This is a genomic window from Bacillus sp. BB081 (assembly GCF_008368895.1).
Lineage (GTDB): Bacteria > Bacillota > Bacilli > Bacillales > Bacillaceae_G > Bacillus_A > Bacillus_A wiedmannii.
In genome coordinates this window covers 159,071-177,519 of record NZ_QOZX01000016.1, presented here as the reverse complement: position 1 = coordinate 177,519, position 18,449 = coordinate 159,071, and the positions used below count along the sequence as shown (strand labels likewise).

Below are 18,449 nucleotides of genomic sequence, written 5' to 3'. Positions count from 1 at the left end.
AGTTATCGGTCGTATAACGTATAACGAATGACGTCCGACCATTGATGTTAAAAAAATTTAAAACCCCTAAATATTATTCAACTGTTTTCTAAAATCAGTAAGCGTTTACATAAATTGCAATTTATAAAAGGTAGCTTCTTCTCTCCTACCATACTTGAAAGTCTGAAATTGATACCACCTACAAATCAAATTGTAAGCGTTATCTAATCGAAATGCAATATAAATTTTAAAAGATTTTTATATGTTAATATATTCCTAACTAATTGGTTTTTTCATGCAAATTTACCATAAAAAATAGCCCTAGCTATAAGCTAGGGCCATCTTTGTTTATAACATAACACCAACGATAATTGCTGATAGAATACTTACTAATGTCGCACCATACACAAGGCGTAGACCGAATGATGATACAACATTTGATTGGTTTTCATCGATACCTTTCGTTGCACCTGCGATAATTCCGATTGATGAGAAGTTCGCAAATGATACAAGGAATACAGAAAGAATACCAACTGTACGAGCTGATAAATCACCAGCTACTTTTCCAAGATCCAGCATCGCAACAAATTCGTTTGATACTAATTTTGTTGCCATAATTTGTCCCGCTGTTACCATCTCTGCTTGCGGGATACCCATTACAAATGCTAATGGTGAGAAAATGTATCCTAAAATAGCTTGGAATGTAATACCGAACATTGAATCAAACAAGCTATTAATTGCTGTAATTAATGCTACGAAACCAAGTAACATTGCCGCTACTGTGATTGCAATCGTGAAACCAAGCATAATATATTCACTTAGCATTTCAAAGAATGACTGTTTTTTCTTATTTTCTAATTTCAGTGTATCTTCTTCTTCTGTAATATCGTACGGGTTAATAATATGAATAATAATGAAACCACTAAATAAATTTAATACAAGTGCTGTTACTACATATTTCGGTTCGATCATTTTCATATAAGAACCTACGATTGACATTGATACTGTCGACATGGAAGATGCACATAATGTATATAAACGATGTTTTGGGATTTTACTTAATTGATCTTTTACGGTAATAAATACTTCCGCTTGCCCAACAATGGCAGCTGCTACTGCGTTATATGATTCTAGTTTTCCTAGACCATTTACTTTACTTAGCGCAGTACCAATAGCACGAATAAATATCGGTAAAATTTTAAAGTGTTGCAGAATTCCGATTAAAACGGCAAAGAATACGATTGGTAATAACGCTGTTAAGAAGAATGAAACCTCTCCTTTATTAACAAGACCGCCAAATACGAAAACGATTCCAGCTTCCGCATATCCAAGAAGCGCGCCAAATCCATCTGAAATTCCTTTTACTAAAATATAACCAACTTGCGTATTTAATAAGAAATAACTTAACGCTAGCTGAATAACAAGCATAATTGCGATTGGTTTATACTTAATCTTCTTTCGATCGGCACTTATAAGAAAACCGAGTACGAATACAACGAGCAATCCTACAAGAAACATAACAAACTTCATTAATAAAATCCTCCATTTAACTCTTCATTAACGTTGAACGTCTGACCACTTGAAATAAGAAATAATCCGAACTTTCCATTTCTCCTCTAAAACCTTCAATCGGATAGGAAAGATCATAAAACCTCTTGTTTCAAAGGCATTTTCCATTCTAACATAAATCACAACTCATATCCGCACTTTTCTTAAAAAAATTACATTTTATTATAAAACGTTCATGAATGTTCGTCTTTTACATTATATAGCGAAACTTTAATCAGTATCATCCCCACTGATTATTAGCCCGTATCAATCGAGAGTTTTACTGTTCACAAATAGTAGGATAAAACAAAAAAATGAGCATCAAGTTTCACTTGATGCTCACCTCATTATACTGCTTTTTCTTTCTCCGCTACTTGCTCATCCCAGCACTCTGTATTTTTCAGGCCTGGAATAGAATTTGCGTAGAAGACTGGATCTTTTCCTTGTTTCTTTTGCTTTACGTAATCTGATAATGCCGCGAAAGCGTACTTAGAAAGGAATACGATCGCAACTAAGTTAATAATAGCCATAATACCCATGAATAAATCTGCTAAATCCCAAACGATTTGAATTGTTGCTACAGATCCTAACATAACCATACCAAGTACAGCAATTCGATAAGCATTTAGTAAAACTTTACTTCCATTTAAAAACTCAATATTCGTTTCACCATAGTAGTAGTTACCTACTAATGAACTAAATGCAAACAAGAAGATTGCAACTGCTACAAATATAGACGCCCACGGTCCGATATGTTGGCTTAATGCTTGCTGCGTTAATTGAATACCATTTAAATCAGCTGCATTATGCACATCTGATAAAAGAATGATAAATGCTGTACAACTACAAATTAATAATGTATCTGTAAATACCCCTAAAGTTTGAATGAAACCTTGTTTAACTGGGTGCGTTACGTTTGCAGTCGCAGCTGCGTTCGGCGCACTACCCATACCTGCTTCATTTGAGAATAATCCGCGTTTTACCCCTAGTAAAATCGCAGCTCCTAATCCCCCGCCCACTACTTCTTTAATTCCGAAAGCATGTAAGAAAATTTCTTTAAATACATACGGAATTGCCGTAATGTTTGTTACAACAACGAATAATGCTACTGCTACATAAATAATCGCCATTACTGGAACGATCATTTCAACCGCACGTGCAATACGTTTTACTCCGCCAAAGATAATGATTGCAAGTAAACCAGCCATAAACAGACCTACAAACTTACCATCTGTGTTAAATGCTCCATCAAAAGCCGCCGCTACTGTGTTTGACTGCACGGCGTTGAAAATTAATCCGAAACTAACTGTTATTAGAACAGAGAAGACAACTCCTAGCCAGCGTTTCTTTAAACCCTTTTCCATATAATACGCTGGACCACCACGGAACGCATTCCCATCTTTTACTTTATATATTTGCGCTAATGTGCTCTCTACAAATGCAGAAGCACCCCCAATTACCGCGATTAACCACATCCAAAATACTGCTCCTGGTCCACCTGCTGAGATTGCGATAGCTACACCAGCTAAGTTACCAGTACCTACACGAGAGGCTGTACTCATACAAAAAGCTTGGAACGATGATACACCGCTCTTCTCTTTTTGAGCCTTCCTCGTTTTCGAACTTGCCCCATCCCCAAGCAAACGAATCATTTCACCGAAGTAACGAACTTGGACAAATTTCACACGAAATGAAAAGTAAAGTCCTAACCCAATTAACATCGCAATAATGATATATGACCAAAGGACATTATTTACATCCCCAATTACCTTAGCTAAAAAATCCATAATTGCATTGCCCCCTCTTCCTAACAATAAGAAAATTATATTCTAAAAACTTTTAGTAATCAAGAACTTTATGTTAGGTTTTGTAACATGAGTACGTTAAACTTCTTAACATATGTGTTTTTCACGTGAAAATATAACCAGTACGTGCATTTATCCAATACTCAATCACTCATCCCATTCGACCAGTCATACTTTTAAGACAGTGCGTTCTCTACAAATAACGAGAATAATGAACAAACAAAATTATATTAATAATTCCCTCTCACCCTTTTTATCATTTACTACAACAAAAAAGACGAGCATCGAATTTATCTCGACGCTCGCCTTTTCATTACACTGCTTTTTCTTTATCCGTTACCGCTGACTTATCCCAACACTCTGTGTTCGTTAAGCCAGGAATAGAATCTGCGCTAAATACCGGATCTTTCCCTTGTTTCTTTTGCCTTACATAATCCGCCAACGCAGCATACGCAAATCGGCCAAGAAGTGTAATCGCAATTAAGTTTGTGATTACCATTAGACCCATAAATAAGTCTGCCATATTCCATACAACTTGAAGCGTCGCAACAGAACCGAATAATACCATTCCCACTACCGCAATACGGTAAATCGTTAACCAAGTTTTACTTTGTTTAATGAACTCAATATTCGTCTCACCATAATAGTAGTTTCCTAGTAAGGAACTGAAAGCAAATAGGAAAATGATGATTGCCAAGAAGCTACTTGCCCACGAACCGATTTGTGAGCTTAACGCAACTTGCGTTAATTCAATACCTTCTAAATTTGTTGCCTTATACGCACCAGAACATAGTACGATAAACGCTGTTGATGTACATACTAAGAATGTATCCACTAATACTCCAATTGTTTGAATAAATCCTTGTTTAGCTGGATGTGTTACATCCGCTGTTGCAGCCGCGTTTGGCGCACTACCCATACCTGCTTCATTCGCAAATAATCCGCGCTGAATACCAAACTTCATTGCAGCACCAATACCGCCACCTACAGCTGAATCTAAACCGAATGCACCTTTAAAGATTTCTGTAAACATGTCCGGTATTAAATAATAATTTTTAATAACAACAAAAATAGCTACTGCAATATAAATAATTGCCATCGGCGGAACAATCATTTCTGACATACGCGCAATACTTTTTACACCGCCAAAAATAATAACCCCAACCAATACCGCAAGTACAATCCCTACAACATAACGCTCAATACCAAATGCATTTTTAAATGCTAATGTCACTGTATTCGCTTGTACTGAGTTGAAAATTAAACCGTAACTAATTGTAATAAGGATAGAGAACCAAATTCCCATCCAACGTTTATTTAAACCTTTTTCCATATAATAAGCAGGACCACCACGGAAGCCACTGCCATCTTTTATTTTATAAATTTGCGCAAGCGTACTTTCCACGAAACTTGAAGACGCTCCGATAATTGCAATAACCCACATCCAAAATACCGCTCCAGGTCCTCCCATAGAAATAGCTAACGCTACACCGGCTAAGTTCCCGATTCCAATACGAGCTGCTGAACTCATACAGAACGCTTGGAAAGAAGATACACTACCTTTTTTACGCGTCTTTCCAGTTAATCCATCACTCATTAGTCGAACCATTTCCCCTAAATGAGTAATTTGTACGAATTTCAATTTAATAGAAAAATAAAGACCTAAACCAATTAACATTGCAATAAGAATATATGACCAAAGAATTGTATTCGTTGATGAAACAAATTGCTCTAAAATATTCATACAATTAACCCCTCCTTTTCTCCATAAAACGAATTATATTTAAAAAACATTTAAAAATCAACATTTTTCGACAATTTGCAATTTCCAAATATTAGCCAAACACGAAGTAACAATATCTTTATGACTCTCCTCCCTCTAACTGTGCATACTAAAATAAAAAGTAAATCTACAAACTACCCCATTGACAAAAATACCAACCTGTAACTATAATGATTACATCAGATTGTAACAAACCTTATTACAACAAATTCATTTACTTTCAGATATACACTTTAACAAAACACTTTGGAGGGATTTATTATGAAAATCGGAATCATCGGAGCAGCTGGTAAAGCAGGAAGTCGTATTTTAAAAGAAGCATTAGATCGCGGACATGAAGTAACTGCAATCGTAAGAAATGCTGCAAAAATTACAGAAGAAAATGTAAAAGTTTTAGAGAAAGATGTATTCGCTCTTACATCTAATGACCTACAAGCATTTGATGTAGTTGTAAATGCATTCGGCGCTCCAGCAGGCCATGAACACCTTCACGTAGATGCAGGAAACGTACTAATTGAGGCTATGAAAGGTGCACCTAACACAAAATTACTTGTAGTTGGCGGAGCTGGAAGCTTATTTGTAGACGAAGAGAAAACAACACGTGTATTTGAGACACCAGGTTTCCCAGGCGAATACCTTGCAACAGCTCAAAACCAAGGTAAAAACTTAGAAATCTTGCAACAAACAAACGATATTACTTGGACATTCATCAGCCCTTCTGCACTATTTGCATTAGGAAAACGCACAGGCTCTTATACAGCTGGCAAAGACAACCTGCTTGTTAACGCAAAAGGTGATAGCTATGTAAGTTACGAAGACTTCGCTGTTGCAGCACTTGATGAAATCGAAAATCCAAAACATGTAAACGAACGCTTCACAGTTGTTTCTGAAGCTGAATAATAAAAAAGCTCGTAAAACGTTATGTTTTCCAACGAGCTTTTTATTTTTGTACCAGCTTAAACGATCTGATTCGGCATGATACACTTTCACTACATCTCCATACTCAAATGCCATATTATTTACTTGTTCTGCAAAATTCCGCGAAGTTTCTTGCCCTTCCGCTGTTACATGCTTTTTCTCTTTTCCGTTTTGATCATATAACGTAATTCCCATATATAATTCGTTGTTAAAGTAACTATGAATTTGTTCATTTGTAGACGTTACATGTAGTTTCTTGTCATCATGATTTAACGTTACAATAGAACGCACAACATTACTAAGCCCTTGGTATACAATGCTATCTCCATATGTTACTTCTACTGGTACTTCCGTTACTTTCTTATTCCCAAAACGATCTTTCGTTTCTACTTTTACTTTTTGTTCTCCGATTTTTATTGTAGTTGGTTTCTCTACAAACCCAACTACTTCTCCATCTTTTACTTCAACAAAGTTCTTCGCTTCTAACTTTTCAACTTCTGTTCCTACTACTACTTTTTGCGGTTTCGCCGTTACTTCTTGCAACATATCCATTCTCTCAAAGCCCTTTTCTGTCACTTTGAAGAATAGTTCTTTTGACCCTTTTTTCTCACCTTGACCAGTAAGGGTATTATTTTGATACCATTTCAAACGATCCGGTTCTGCGTGGAATACTTTTACTACATCTCCATACTCGAATTGCATACCATTCACGTGCTTCGCAAAGTTCTCTGATGTTTCTTGTCCCTCTGCTGTTACATGTTTTTTTTCTTTTCCATCTCGATCGTATAACGTGATACCCATGTATAGCTCTTTATTAAAATACTCATGAATCTCGCTATCCATATCAGTCACATGGAATTTCTTCTCTTCGTGCTTTAAAGTTACAATTGAAGCAATATCATCGCCATATCCTGCGTATACAATACTATCTCCATAAACCACTTCTACAGGTACCTCTGTCACTTGCTTATTCCCAAAACGATCTTTCGTTTCTACTTTTACTTTTTGTTCACCAATTTTTGTTGTATTCGGTTTCTCTACAAATCCAACCACTTCTCCATCTTTTACTTGTACGAATTCTTTCGGATCTAGTTTGTCTACATCCATTCCAACTACTACTTTTTGCGGTTTCGCCGTCACTTCTTGTAAACTATCTTTTAATTCGAACCCTTGCGGAGTAATTTGGAATAATTTATCTTTTTTGTTTTTAGCTTTCGTTTGATCTACAAGTGCATTATTTTTGTACCACTTCAAACGACCTGGTTCTGCGTGGAATACTTTTACTACATCACCATATTCAAAATCCAATCCATTTAGTTCAAGCGCAAATCGTTTTCCATTTTCTTGCCCTTCTGCCGATACACTTTTCTTTTCAATCCCATTTCGATCATATACCGTGAAACCCATATATTTTTCTTTTTCAAAACGGTAATGTATTTCATTATTAGTAAAGTTCACATTTAACTTCTTCTCATTGTGACGAAGCGTTACTGTCGACATTACAACATCTGAAAGTCCTTGAAAAACTATACTGTCACCATAAACTCCATTGACTTGAACAGGAATTGAATTTTTATTTCCTTTTTCATCCTCAATTTCTACTAACACTTCCTGTTTTCCACGCTCTAATTTAGACCATACAATCTTACCTGTTACTTTTACATTCTCACCTAAATTTTGAACGAGCTTACTTGCTTCATTCTCATCAGACTCTGTACCAACTACAAGATTTTGCACCTCATTAGCAGGTTCACCATACGGAACCTTATATGGTTCAACTTGCTTTTCACGAATATCATTACTATCTGTAGCTTTCCAGATTTCCTTCTCTAATTTAGGTAACTTTAATTTTTCTATTTTCTCTCTAATATCATGATTTGGCGTTAATCCCCATTCCTCAAAGAAAGGAATTAAATTTTGCCCTGCCACTTTTGATGTCATATAAACAAACATTTGCTTTTTCTCTTCATCAGACGCGGGCATTTCACTCTGTGGTAACAAACGATAAGCTTGATGTAACCTAGGATAGAAATATTCTCCATACACTACATTTAATTGCCAAAACATTGTAAGAGGATTAATGTCATCAATGATCCTTTCTGCTTTAGGCTTCTCTAAATATTCAAATGAGTTTTTATAGTGCTCATCCATTTCTAATCGGTTCCCTAACGCCTTTTGAACGGCTAATGAGTAAATATTTACTGTGACTTCGCTTACTTTAGACCACTTCCAAGGTGCTTGCTGATGTAAGTGTCCAACTTCATGCCATGGTCCCCATCCATCCTTTTCAAGCACTTCTATATCTAAAACTCTATTCATTGCGCTTGGAATATACCCTGTATGATAATTTGTCGCAAACATAAAGTCATCTTCATCAGGATTCCGTTTTTCAACAAACTGAACGTAATGATTTGGAGATTTTGCAACCCCAACACCGTCTTCAGATAATCCTGCTACTGCATTTTCCAAACGAATAATCTTATCGTGTAATTTCATTAACTTTGTTGGATCTGTATCGTTCATATGATCTTGAACAGCATTATAACTCGCAGTAATTAAACTTCTCTCACCTTTTAATTCAACTGCATAAGGATCCTTATATTTCTTCAACATTTCATCAAAATCTTTTTTCGTATGCTTACCTAAAATAAATAAAGGGAAGTGACTACCACCATTCGTAACTGAAGCTGTTACTTCTCCTTCGTTATTCATATTATAAAAATATAAAATACCGCCTCTTGGAGATGAAATAACATTTTTCCCTGGTTTTAAATCAAACTCTTCCGGGTCCTTTTCATCATAAGATCTCGTTCCAATAAAAGCTTGAATAGACTGCGTTCCTTTTATGTCAATTGTAATCTCTTCATTTGGCTCTGCATAAATTCCAGTCGGTTCATTCGCAGAAAGTTTCCAACTAACTCTTAAACGTTTATTTTCTTCATCCACGCTACCTTTACCAGGTAAATGAAACACTCTTTGCTCAAATTTATTCGCTTTAACCTCTTCTAAATTCCCGCCCTTATTCTCTTCCAAAGGTGCGGCATATCCTTTCGATGCTTCGAAAGCTACTGGTGATAATAATGTAGATATACATATACCAGCTACTAATACCCTACTCGTCTTTTTCTTCGACATAATCTGTTTCCCCTGTTCCTTTATTTAGAGAAACTATCCTATATATCCATTTAATAAGTAATCCTATTATTTTTATAAAAACATTTAATGAATAGACTAACACCTCGCGCACCTGTATCAATTACTACCGCATTCCTCTATATTGTGTCCTCCTCACTTCTCTATATTTGTGATGAGTTCTCTTCCTACATAAAAAGAGGATAATAAAAGATATTTTTATGTCTTGTCATCTATACATCTAAAAATGTGAATAATAATAGAAAATTACATTTTCTTCATATATGACCATCTATAGGTAGTTTTTTCAACTGAATTTTACACGCTTTCCACCTTGTTTGATAGCCTTTTCAATTAGAATAATGTTACAATTTTGTGAATTTAATCTATTAATCTTAACGTTTAGATTTTATTATATTTTGTTATTTCTAAATAGTTTTCCTAACATAAAAACAGTGTTTTATCTAGTTAATAATTATCTTGATATAATTTTAAATTTCATATATAAAAAGCATTGGTTAACACCAATGCTTTCATCCTTACCTTTTATATTGATTCGGTTTATGTGGTTCATTTGGAGTATGTGGTTTATTATTATCATGACCATTTGTTGTTTTCCAACTTACGGATAACTCCGGACTTGTTTCTTCTTCACTGCGCTCAAGTAATACGACTGCATTTTGAATTGTCGGTGTACCTTTATGTGCGATACCTTGTAGCCTCGTTAATTTTCCGATTACTTTAAAGCTAAATCCACCAGCTGGTGTTTGTTTAGGAATTAAGATGCGGAACTTTTCTCCTACATTAAATTCTGTTTTTGCTTCGCCTTTTTCGTTTACAAATTTCGCTCCCGCTGGTGCACCTGTTGCTTGTACTTTATACGTTCCACTTTTTGCATTTGTTTCTACTGTATATAAGCCTGTTTCAAAGAAATCATTTTTCAATACTGCTTGTTGTTCTTCTGCTGGTACGACACTCATCGTAATTTCTTGTAACTCTTCACTAGCACTTGCTTTTGCAACGATATCTTTCGTTACCTTTTCTACATTTTTATTACGGAAATCTAAATCATTAATATCGATTTGTTTTAACGCATTCCATACTGCAAGCTGCGTTGCGTAATGGGCATCTCTCCAATCAGAAACACCTAATTCTTGTGGACTCTTTTGTGGATATCCATTCAATAGTACGCGGTACACATTAATATCCACTTTCCCCATTTCCGGTAAATCTTGACCGCTCGGAGATTTTAAATCTACATTTAAGCAAAAAGCAATTTTGCCGTCTGCCGTTTTAATAAGTTCTGTTCGAATTGGCTTCTTTTTCGACTTACTATAACTCCAATTCATTTCATACTTTGTATGGTCCATAACTTCTGCGAATGCTTTTTGAAGTGGGAATAACACAAATAAAACACTTAAAAAAACAGCTAAAAGTTTGAACGATTGCTTTATATTCATGTTTACAGCCCCTTAATAAAAACTTAATACTAAGTAGTATTTAATTAGAAAGTATTTTTATGCACAAAAAAAGAGTGCATAAAAGCACTCTTTTTTCTTTCTTACTTTAATCTTAGAAATCGAAGTTATCAGGATCTGGACCAACGCGGTGATTTTGGTTTAATGCATCGATTTTTTCCATATCTTCTTTCGTTAACTCAAAGTTAAATACATCAGCGTTTGCAATGATGCGGTGTTCTTTCGTTGATTTTGGAATTGTAATAACTCCATTTTGTAAATCCCAACGTAAAATAACTTGCGCTGTTGTTTTACCGTGTTTCTCAGCAATTGCTTGTAATGTTTCGTTATCTAATAATTGACCTTGCATTAATGGTGACCATGCTTCCATTTGAATACCTTGTTCTTTACAGAAAGCTTGTAATTCTTTTTGTGTCAAACGAGGGTGGTATTCTACTTGGTTAATCATTGGCTTGATTTCTGCATCTTTCATTACATCTTGTAAGTGATGGATTTGGAAGTTACTTACACCAATTGCACGTACACGCTCTTCTTTATAAAGTGTTTCTAGCGCTCTCCATGTATCTTTATATTTTCCTTCTACAGGCCAGTGAACAAGGAATAAATCTAAATAATCTAGTTCTAATTTTTTTAAGCTCTCTTCATATGCTGCAATTGTTTCGTCATATCCTTGGTCTGCATTCCACACTTTTGAAGTGATGAATAAATCTTCTCTTGAAATACCAGTTGCTTCGATACCTGCACGGATTCCTTCACCTACAGCTTTTTCATTTCCGTAAATTGCAGCTGTATCGATGCTGCGGTATCCTGCTTTAATCGCTGATTTTACAGCCTCTACAAGTTCTGGTCCTTCTTCTACTTTAAATACACCTAAACCGAACCAAGGCATTTCTACACCATTATTTAATACTGCTTTACTTTGTAAGTTTTTCATTTTATTTTCTCTCCTTTTATTTTACTTGATCTCTTTTTTCTAATGTCATGCTCCACGCTGTTAAAATAACAGCAGCTACTACCATAATGCCGCCTACCCAAGCAGTATGGATTAATCCTAATGAATTCGTTACAAGGCCACCTATATAAGAACCTAAAGCAATCCCTGCGTTAAATGCGGCAATGTTAATTGCTGAAGCAACATCAACCGCACTCGGAACAAAGCGCTCTGCCAATATAACTACATATACTTGTAGCCCGGGAACATTCATAAATGCGAATAGTCCCATGAAAATAATTGTGATTAATCCAGCTACTTTAAATGGCGCTGTAAATGTTAAAACAAATAATATAATCGCTTGAATCAAGAACATGTAAAATAGTGCTCGAATCGGATTATGATTCGATAATTTTCCACCGACCATATTCCCTATCGCAATGGCGATTCCATACACTAATAAAATGATAGTAACAGTACTTGCTTCAAATCCTGTTACTTCCTGTAATAGTGGTGATAAATACGTAAATGTTACGAATGTACCGCCGTATCCAAGTGCAGTAATAGTGAAAACAAGTAACAGTCTTCCATTTTTAATTAGTTTGAATTGATCACGAAACGATACAGGTACACCATTTTTTAAATTAGATGGGACTAGTATGCTGTTTGCGATAAAAGCAATAATTCCAATTACAACAATCGCCATAAATGACGCTCTCCAGCCAAATTGTTGACCAATAAACGTTCCAATTGGCACACCTGTAATAGTCGCAACTGTTAATCCAGTAAACATAATCGCAATAGCACTAGCACGTTTATTCTCTGGTACAATCGCAGCTGCAATTGTAGATCCTATCGACATAAACACACCATGTGCAAATGCAGCTACAATCCTTGCAATAATTAATACAGTGAAGCTTGTTGCTACTGCCGCAATGCCATTACCAATAATGAAAATAACCATAATCCACATTAATAATGTCTTTCTCGACATACTAGCCGTTAACGCTGTTAAAACAGGAGCTCCTACCGCTGCCCCTAACGCATATAGAGAAACAGTTAAACCTGCTGTTGTAACCGAAACATTTAAATCTTTTGAAATCGATGGTAATAAACCGACACTAATAAACTCAGTTGTCCCAATTCCAAACGCACTAATTGCTAGTGCTAATAAAGCAAACATACTTCTTCGATTCGTCTGAACTTCCGAAGATGGTACTGTATATGAACTCAATTGAATTCCTCCTTATTACAAGAAATCCAATCATAATAGTGCGATAAAAAGGCCCTTTTATCTTCTAAAAAATATATTTAATCTCTACAAATGCTATTATGAATGGTTTCATTCTTTTTTTGAAGAACGCACTTTAAAGTACTATAGGCACCAAAAAGTAACATAGTCACTTTTCAGTACCGTACTACTCATTTGCTTCTCACATGTGCTATTATGAAACATATTTAACATGATAAAAAGTACGTACTTTAAAGTGCTATAGGTACTAAAAAGTAACATTTGTATGATTTAACTTATTTTACTCACACAAGGAGGGTTTCATATGAAGAAATACAATATTCCTGTAGAGGCGACCTTAGAAGTTATCGGCGGCAAATGGAAGGTTGTTATTCTTTGTCACTTAACGAAAGGTACAAAGAGAACGAGTGAACTAAAACGTTCAATGCCTGGTATTACACAAAAAATGTTAACGCAGCAATTACGTGAATTAGAAGACGATGGCGTTATTCAAAGAAAAGTATACAATCAAGTCCCACCAAAAGTAGAGTATTCTCTTACAGACTACGGTTGGTCTTTAGAATCGATTCTTGATTCTCTTTGTACTTGGGGCGAATGCCATCTTGAAAAAGAAGGTAACACTTCAATGCTAATTGCAGAAGGTGAATAATAGGAAAAAGGAAAAAACGAACATGAACTTGTTCATTTTTTCCTTTTTTTCTTATTATATATGTACATTTCTAACGGAAACAAAATATTTTATGCGCTTTCATACCTTGTCAGTACTACGTTATACGCTCAATATCAAATAATTAGGAATCATTTTTATGTTAACATAGGTGTATATAGTATATAATATAGGATATATATTATATACACTTTCCGGTAACGGAGCTTTTCCATTATGCGGACAAGCCATATATCGGACAGTTCATAAATAATAGGTAAGACGTTATGGTTTTAGATTTATGTTTGCAGCTTACTTGCTGGCATAAATTTAAAGGCATTTTATTGTGCTTTGTGAAACTTTGTATAAAGTTTCGCAAACGTTTACTATCTTACCTATCAAAAATAAGAGTATTGCTATCGTAAAGGAGAATTGGAGATGCCAGAAACTATGACTCAAACAAAGCCAGAACAAGAAACTGTACAAATTTCTGCTAGCCAAGGACAACTTGATGTACTTGATCAGTTGTTAAAACCTGAGGTACAAGAATCATTAACAACACTAGTAGAACAGCTTCCAAAATTAACTGAGCTTGTTAACATTTTAACTAAGTCTTATGACTTCGCTCAAACTGTTGCTACTGATGAAGTATTAAAAAGCGACACTGTTAGTGCAATCACAGAGCTTGTAGAACCTGTAAAAGATACAGTGAAAGGCATGGCTGCTACTGCAATCGAAGCGAAAGATCGTGCTGATGAAAGCAACGAAGTTATCGGCCTGTTCGGTCTATTAAAATTATTAAAAGACCCACAAGCGCAAAAAATGTTCCGCTTTGTGAACGCATATCTTCAAATTAGTGCAGAACGTAACAATAAATAAGTTAACTTATAACAACAATTAGTAAAGACGGGGGATATCATACTATGTCAAAACAAATTGTCATCTTAGGCGCTGGTTATGGCGGTCTTCTTGCCGCTTTAAACGTACGTAAATATTACAGCAAATCAGAAGCACAAGTTACAGTGATTAACCAATACCCAACACACCAAATCATCACTGAACTACACCGCCTTGCAGCTGGTAACGTTGCTGAGCAAGCAATTGCAATGCCACTTACAAAGCTTTTCAAAGGTAAAGACATCGATCTTAAAATTGCAACAGTTGAGTCATTCTCAGTTGATAGCAAAGAAATTAAATTAGCTGGCGGCACTACTTTATCTTACGATGCACTTGTAGTTGCTTTAGGAAGTAAAACTGCTTACTTCGGTATTCCAGGACTAGAAGAAAACAGCATGGTATTAAAATCTGCTGCTGATGCAAACAAAATCTACAAACACGTTGAAGACCGTATTCGTGAATACGCGAAAACGAAAAACGAAGCTGATGCTACAATCGTAATCGGTGGTGGCGGATTAACTGGCGTTGAGCTAGTTGGTGAGCTTGCTGACATTATGCCTAAACTTGCAAAAAGCCACGGCGTAAATCCAAAAGAAGTTAAACTTCTTCTTGTTGAAGCAGGTCCAAAAATCCTTCCAGTATTACCAGACCACTTAATTGAACGTGCAACTACTAGCCTAGAAGCACGCGGTGTTACATTCTTAACAGGTCTTCCTGTAACAAACGTTGCTGGCAATGAAATCGACTTAAAAGACGGTCAAAAACTTGTTGCTAACACGTTCGTTTGGACAGGCGGCGTACAAGGTAACCCATTAATCGGTGAATCAGGTCTTGAAGTAAACCGTGGCCGTGCAACAGTTGATGCATACCTACAATCTACTTCTCACAAAGACGTATTCGTTGCTGGAGACAGCGCTGTTGTCTTCGCTCCAGACGGACGTCCATACCCACCAACTGCACAAATCGCTTGGCAAATGGGTGAGTTAATTGGATACAACTTATACGCAGCACTAGAAGGCAAAGCTTTCGAAGAGTTCGCACCTATTAACTCTGGAACACTTGCTAGTCTAGGACGTAAAGATGCTGTTGCTACAATTGGAGCAAGCAATACTCCACTTAAAGGCTTACCAGCATCATTAATGAAAGAAGCAAGTAACGTTCGTTACTTATCACACATTAAAGGTCTATTCAGCTTAGCTTACTAATCTGAATATAAGCCCGAACCATGCCCTGCATGGTTCGGGCTATTTTTGTCCGTAATTTTCTCTAACTTATTTATTCGGCAGAAGAATCATATAACCCTTTTAATTATCTAAATTTACTGATTATTTTATGTCCAAATTGTGTATAGGAAAAGATGGAAGTATTCTTCCTACTCCCATCCTTCACACAAACTACTCTCCTAACTTCACAAGGCTGTAGTTCTTCTTCCCTTTACGAATAATAATAAATCGTCCATCAAATGAATTTTCTACAGTAACATCTGTATCCACATCCGTTACTTTTTCGCCATTCATCGAAATAGCTCCATTATTAATATCCTCACGTGCTTGTCGTCTAGATGGCTCAATTCCTAAATCAACTAGCCATTCTACGATGTTTTTCGTCTCTTTTGAAGACTGGAATGTTGGCATCTCTTTAAAACCTTGCTCAATTTCATCAGCTGTTAACGATTTAATATCTCCGCTAAATAACGCTGCTGTAATCTTCTCAGCTTGCAGGAGTGCCTCTGCTCCATGAACGAATTTCGTCATTTCTTCCGCTAATACTTTTTGCGCTTCACGTCTATGAGGCTCTGTTTCTACCTTCACTGCCAATTCATCAATGCGCTCTTTCGTTAAGAACGTAAAGTATTTCAAGTATTTCACTACATCACGGTCATCTGTATTCACCCAGAATTGGTAAAATTCAAATGGTGTTGTTTTTTCAGGATCAAGCCAAACTGCACCACCTGCTGATTTACCAAACTTCGTTCCATCTGATTTCAATAATAACGGAATCGTTAATCCGAATACCTTCGCTTCGTGCCCTTCTAACTTACGAATTAAATCTAAACCACTCGTAATATTTCCCCATTGGTCACTACCACCAATTTGCAGTTGAACATCTTCTTTCGTGTATAAATGATGGAAATCCATCGCTTGCAAAATTTGGTACGTAAATTCTGTGAAAGAAATTCCTGTATCTAAACGACTTGCTACAATATCCTTCGCTAACATGCTATTAATGCTAAAGTTCTTCCCGTAATCACGTAAAAACTCAATAATGTTTATTTCATGTGTCCAGTCGTAGTTATTTACCATCTTCACTTCGCTATTTCCGCCAAAATCAAATAGCTTTTTCATTTGCGCTGTTAACGCATCCACATTATGCTGAACTACTTCTAACGTTTGAAGTTGACGTTCTGATTGACGTCCGCTCGGATCACCAATTGTTCCTGTTGCCCCACCAATTAAAATAACTGGATGATGGCCAGCTAACTGGAATCTCTTCATCATCATAAACGGAATCAAATGTCCAATATGCATACTATCACCAGTCGGATCAACTCCGCAGTATAGTGAAATCTTTTTCTCTTCTACTAGCTTACGTAAACCTTCTTCATCAGTCTGTTGATTCACAGCGCCGCGCCATTCTAATTCATCAATAATATTCATCTTTTGTCATCCCCTTTATTTTTTAAAACAAAAAATCCCTATGTCTATGACATAGGGACGATTATTCACCGTGTTACCACCCAGTTTGTATAAATAGCATAGCTACTCATACCACTCTTAGCAATAGTATCGATTGCCAATCCGCTTAGCATTACCTAAGATACTCCAGAGTGTACTTCGCAAGTTTGTTTGTGCTAGGTTCCAGCAACCCCTAGCTCTCTCGTTAACAGTGACAAACTGCTACTGGGCTCTTTCAACGTATGTTATTTGTTAAATTATTAGCCATTATATTGAATTGAAAACAAATTGTCAACAATACCCAAATATTATTTTAAAATAATTCATACTTTTATACGCTTTTAATTCAAAGATTATTATAGATCTTCTCCAATAATCCTTACTTCTCGCTCTAACTTCACGCCAAATTTCTCTTCAACAGTCTTTTGTACAAAGTGAATTAAATCGATGTAATCTTGTGCTGTTCCATTATCAACATTCACCATAAATCCAGCGTGTTTTAAAGAAACTTCCACTCCGCCAATTCGCTTACCTTGTAGTCCTGATTCTTGAATCAATTTACCAGCAAAGTTATTTGGTGGGCGCTTAAATACGCTACCGCATGAAGGATATTCTAGAGGTTGTTTTGACTCACGTTTAAACGTTAAATCATCCATTTTTTCTTTAATTTCTTCACGCACACCTTCTTCAAGCTCAAATCTCGCTTCAAGAATAATGTAATGGTTGTTTGCAAATACACTCTTACGATATCCAAATTCAAATGCTTCTTTCGTTAAAGTACGTAACTCTCCATCACCTGTCATTACGACAGCTTCTGTTAATACAAACGATACTTCACCGCCGTATGCGCCAGCATTCATATATAAAGCTCCGCCAACTGAACCTGGAATACCACAAGCAAACTCAAGACCCGTTAAATTATGATCTAATGCAATACGTGATACATCAATAATTGCTGCACCACACTGTGCCACAATCGTCGTTCCTGTTACAGTCACATCTGTAATGTGAATTAAACTTACGGTAATCCCGCGTATTCCACCATCTTTAATAATGACATTCGATCCATTTCCTAAAAACGTAACTGGAATATTATATTCGTTAGCATATTTGATAACCTCTTGAATTTCATCATAATTTGTCGGTGCAACGAACACATCTGCTTTTCCACCAACTTTAATATGCGTATGATTCTTTAACATTTCATCTTGTTTCACATGACCTTCAGGCAATACCGTACTTAAATATTTATAAACCTCTTGCATATTCATTTTACAATTCCTCTATTTCTATATTCTTTTTATCCCGTTATACGGGCCCATAATATCCCCACATACATGAACGAACCAAAAGTGGTGGATACAGTGTACCCAAAATCAATTCGAGACACCTATAAACCTCTTAA

12 protein-coding genes, 1 pseudogene and 1 other annotated feature are annotated in these 18,449 nt (G+C 36.0%); of the genes and pseudogenes, 4 read left to right on the top strand and 9 right to left on the bottom strand.

The window, feature by feature from the left end:
* Positions 1 to 327: 327 nt before the first annotated feature.
* The 3 genes from DN394_RS08815 to DN394_RS08805 form a co-directional block, all read right to left on the bottom strand.
* Positions 328 to 1,509, bottom strand: a complete 1,182-nt coding sequence (locus DN394_RS08815) for a NupC/NupG family nucleoside CNT transporter (RefSeq protein ID WP_000673848.1) — start codon at positions 1,507 to 1,509, stop codon at positions 328 to 330.
* Positions 1,510 to 1,874: 365 nt separating this feature from the next.
* Positions 1,875 to 3,314 (bottom strand): alanine/glycine:cation symporter family protein, encoded by a 1,440-nt coding sequence (locus tag DN394_RS08810; RefSeq protein ID WP_098953696.1) that lies wholly within the window; start codon positions 3,312 to 3,314, stop codon positions 1,875 to 1,877.
* A 331-nt stretch (positions 3,315 to 3,645) separates the two neighbouring features.
* Positions 3,646 to 5,076, bottom strand: a complete 1,431-nt coding sequence (locus tag DN394_RS08805; protein ID WP_064057605.1) for an alanine/glycine:cation symporter family protein — start codon at positions 5,074 to 5,076, stop codon at positions 3,646 to 3,648.
* A 300-nt stretch (positions 5,077 to 5,376) separates the two neighbouring features.
* Between DN394_RS08805 and DN394_RS08800 the strand changes: the two genes are divergently transcribed.
* Positions 5,377 to 6,015, top strand: a complete 639-nt coding sequence (locus tag DN394_RS08800; protein ID WP_064473125.1) for an NAD(P)-dependent oxidoreductase — start codon at positions 5,377 to 5,379, stop codon at positions 6,013 to 6,015.
* Between the two features lie 24 nt (positions 6,016 to 6,039).
* Here DN394_RS08800 and DN394_RS08795 read toward each other — a convergent pair.
* From DN394_RS08795 to DN394_RS08780, 4 genes and pseudogenes are all read right to left on the bottom strand, one after another.
* Positions 6,040 to 9,168 (bottom strand): annotated as a pseudogene (locus DN394_RS08795) (putative mucin/carbohydrate-binding domain-containing protein); the annotation flags it as partial.
* 536 nt (positions 9,169 to 9,704) lie between these two features.
* On the bottom strand, positions 9,705 to 10,625 hold the full coding sequence (locus tag DN394_RS08790; RefSeq protein ID WP_098953694.1) for a thioester domain-containing protein: 921 nt from the start codon (positions 10,623 to 10,625) through the stop codon (positions 9,705 to 9,707).
* A 112-nt stretch (positions 10,626 to 10,737) separates the two neighbouring features.
* The gene (locus tag DN394_RS08785) at positions 10,738 to 11,577 is read right to left on the bottom strand and encodes an aldo/keto reductase (RefSeq protein WP_098849068.1); all 840 of its coding nucleotides are present in this window, start codon (positions 11,575 to 11,577) and stop codon (positions 10,738 to 10,740) included.
* A gap of 16 nt (positions 11,578 to 11,593) precedes the next feature.
* On the bottom strand, positions 11,594 to 12,757 hold the full coding sequence (locus DN394_RS08780; protein WP_176373392.1) for an MFS transporter: 1,164 nt from the start codon (positions 12,755 to 12,757) through the stop codon (positions 11,594 to 11,596).
* Between the two features lie 373 nt (positions 12,758 to 13,130).
* On the opposite strand from DN394_RS08780, the gene DN394_RS08775 reads away from it, so the two are divergent.
* The 3 genes from DN394_RS08775 to DN394_RS08765 all read left to right on the top strand — a co-directional run bounded on the left by DN394_RS08775 (position 13,131) and on the right by DN394_RS08765 (position 15,574).
* Positions 13,131 to 13,475 (top strand): winged helix-turn-helix transcriptional regulator, encoded by a 345-nt coding sequence (locus DN394_RS08775; RefSeq protein WP_087982997.1) that lies wholly within the window; start codon positions 13,131 to 13,133, stop codon positions 13,473 to 13,475.
* Between the two features lie 435 nt (positions 13,476 to 13,910).
* On the top strand, positions 13,911 to 14,351 hold the full coding sequence (locus DN394_RS08770; RefSeq protein ID WP_001115312.1) for a DUF1641 domain-containing protein: 441 nt from the start codon (positions 13,911 to 13,913) through the stop codon (positions 14,349 to 14,351).
* 44 nt (positions 14,352 to 14,395) lie between these two features.
* Complete coding sequence (locus DN394_RS08765; RefSeq protein ID WP_097915657.1) at positions 14,396 to 15,574, top strand: NAD(P)/FAD-dependent oxidoreductase; 1,179 nt, start codon at positions 14,396 to 14,398, stop codon at positions 15,572 to 15,574.
* Positions 15,575 to 15,763: 189 nt separating this feature from the next.
* On the opposite strand, the gene tyrS is transcribed toward DN394_RS08765, so the two are convergent.
* Both tyrS and murB read right to left on the bottom strand, forming a co-directional pair.
* Positions 15,764 to 17,026, bottom strand: coding sequence for a tyrosine--tRNA ligase (gene tyrS / locus DN394_RS08760; RefSeq protein WP_001021111.1), 1,263 nt, complete (start codon positions 17,024 to 17,026; stop codon positions 15,764 to 15,766).
* Between the two features lie 50 nt (positions 17,027 to 17,076).
* Positions 17,077 to 17,292, bottom strand: a binding site (T-box leader).
* Between the two features lie 108 nt (positions 17,293 to 17,400).
* Positions 17,401 to 18,315, bottom strand: coding sequence for a UDP-N-acetylmuramate dehydrogenase (gene murB, locus DN394_RS08755; RefSeq protein WP_001057099.1), 915 nt, complete (start codon positions 18,313 to 18,315; stop codon positions 17,401 to 17,403).
* Between the last annotated feature and the right edge of the window lie 134 nt (positions 18,316 to 18,449).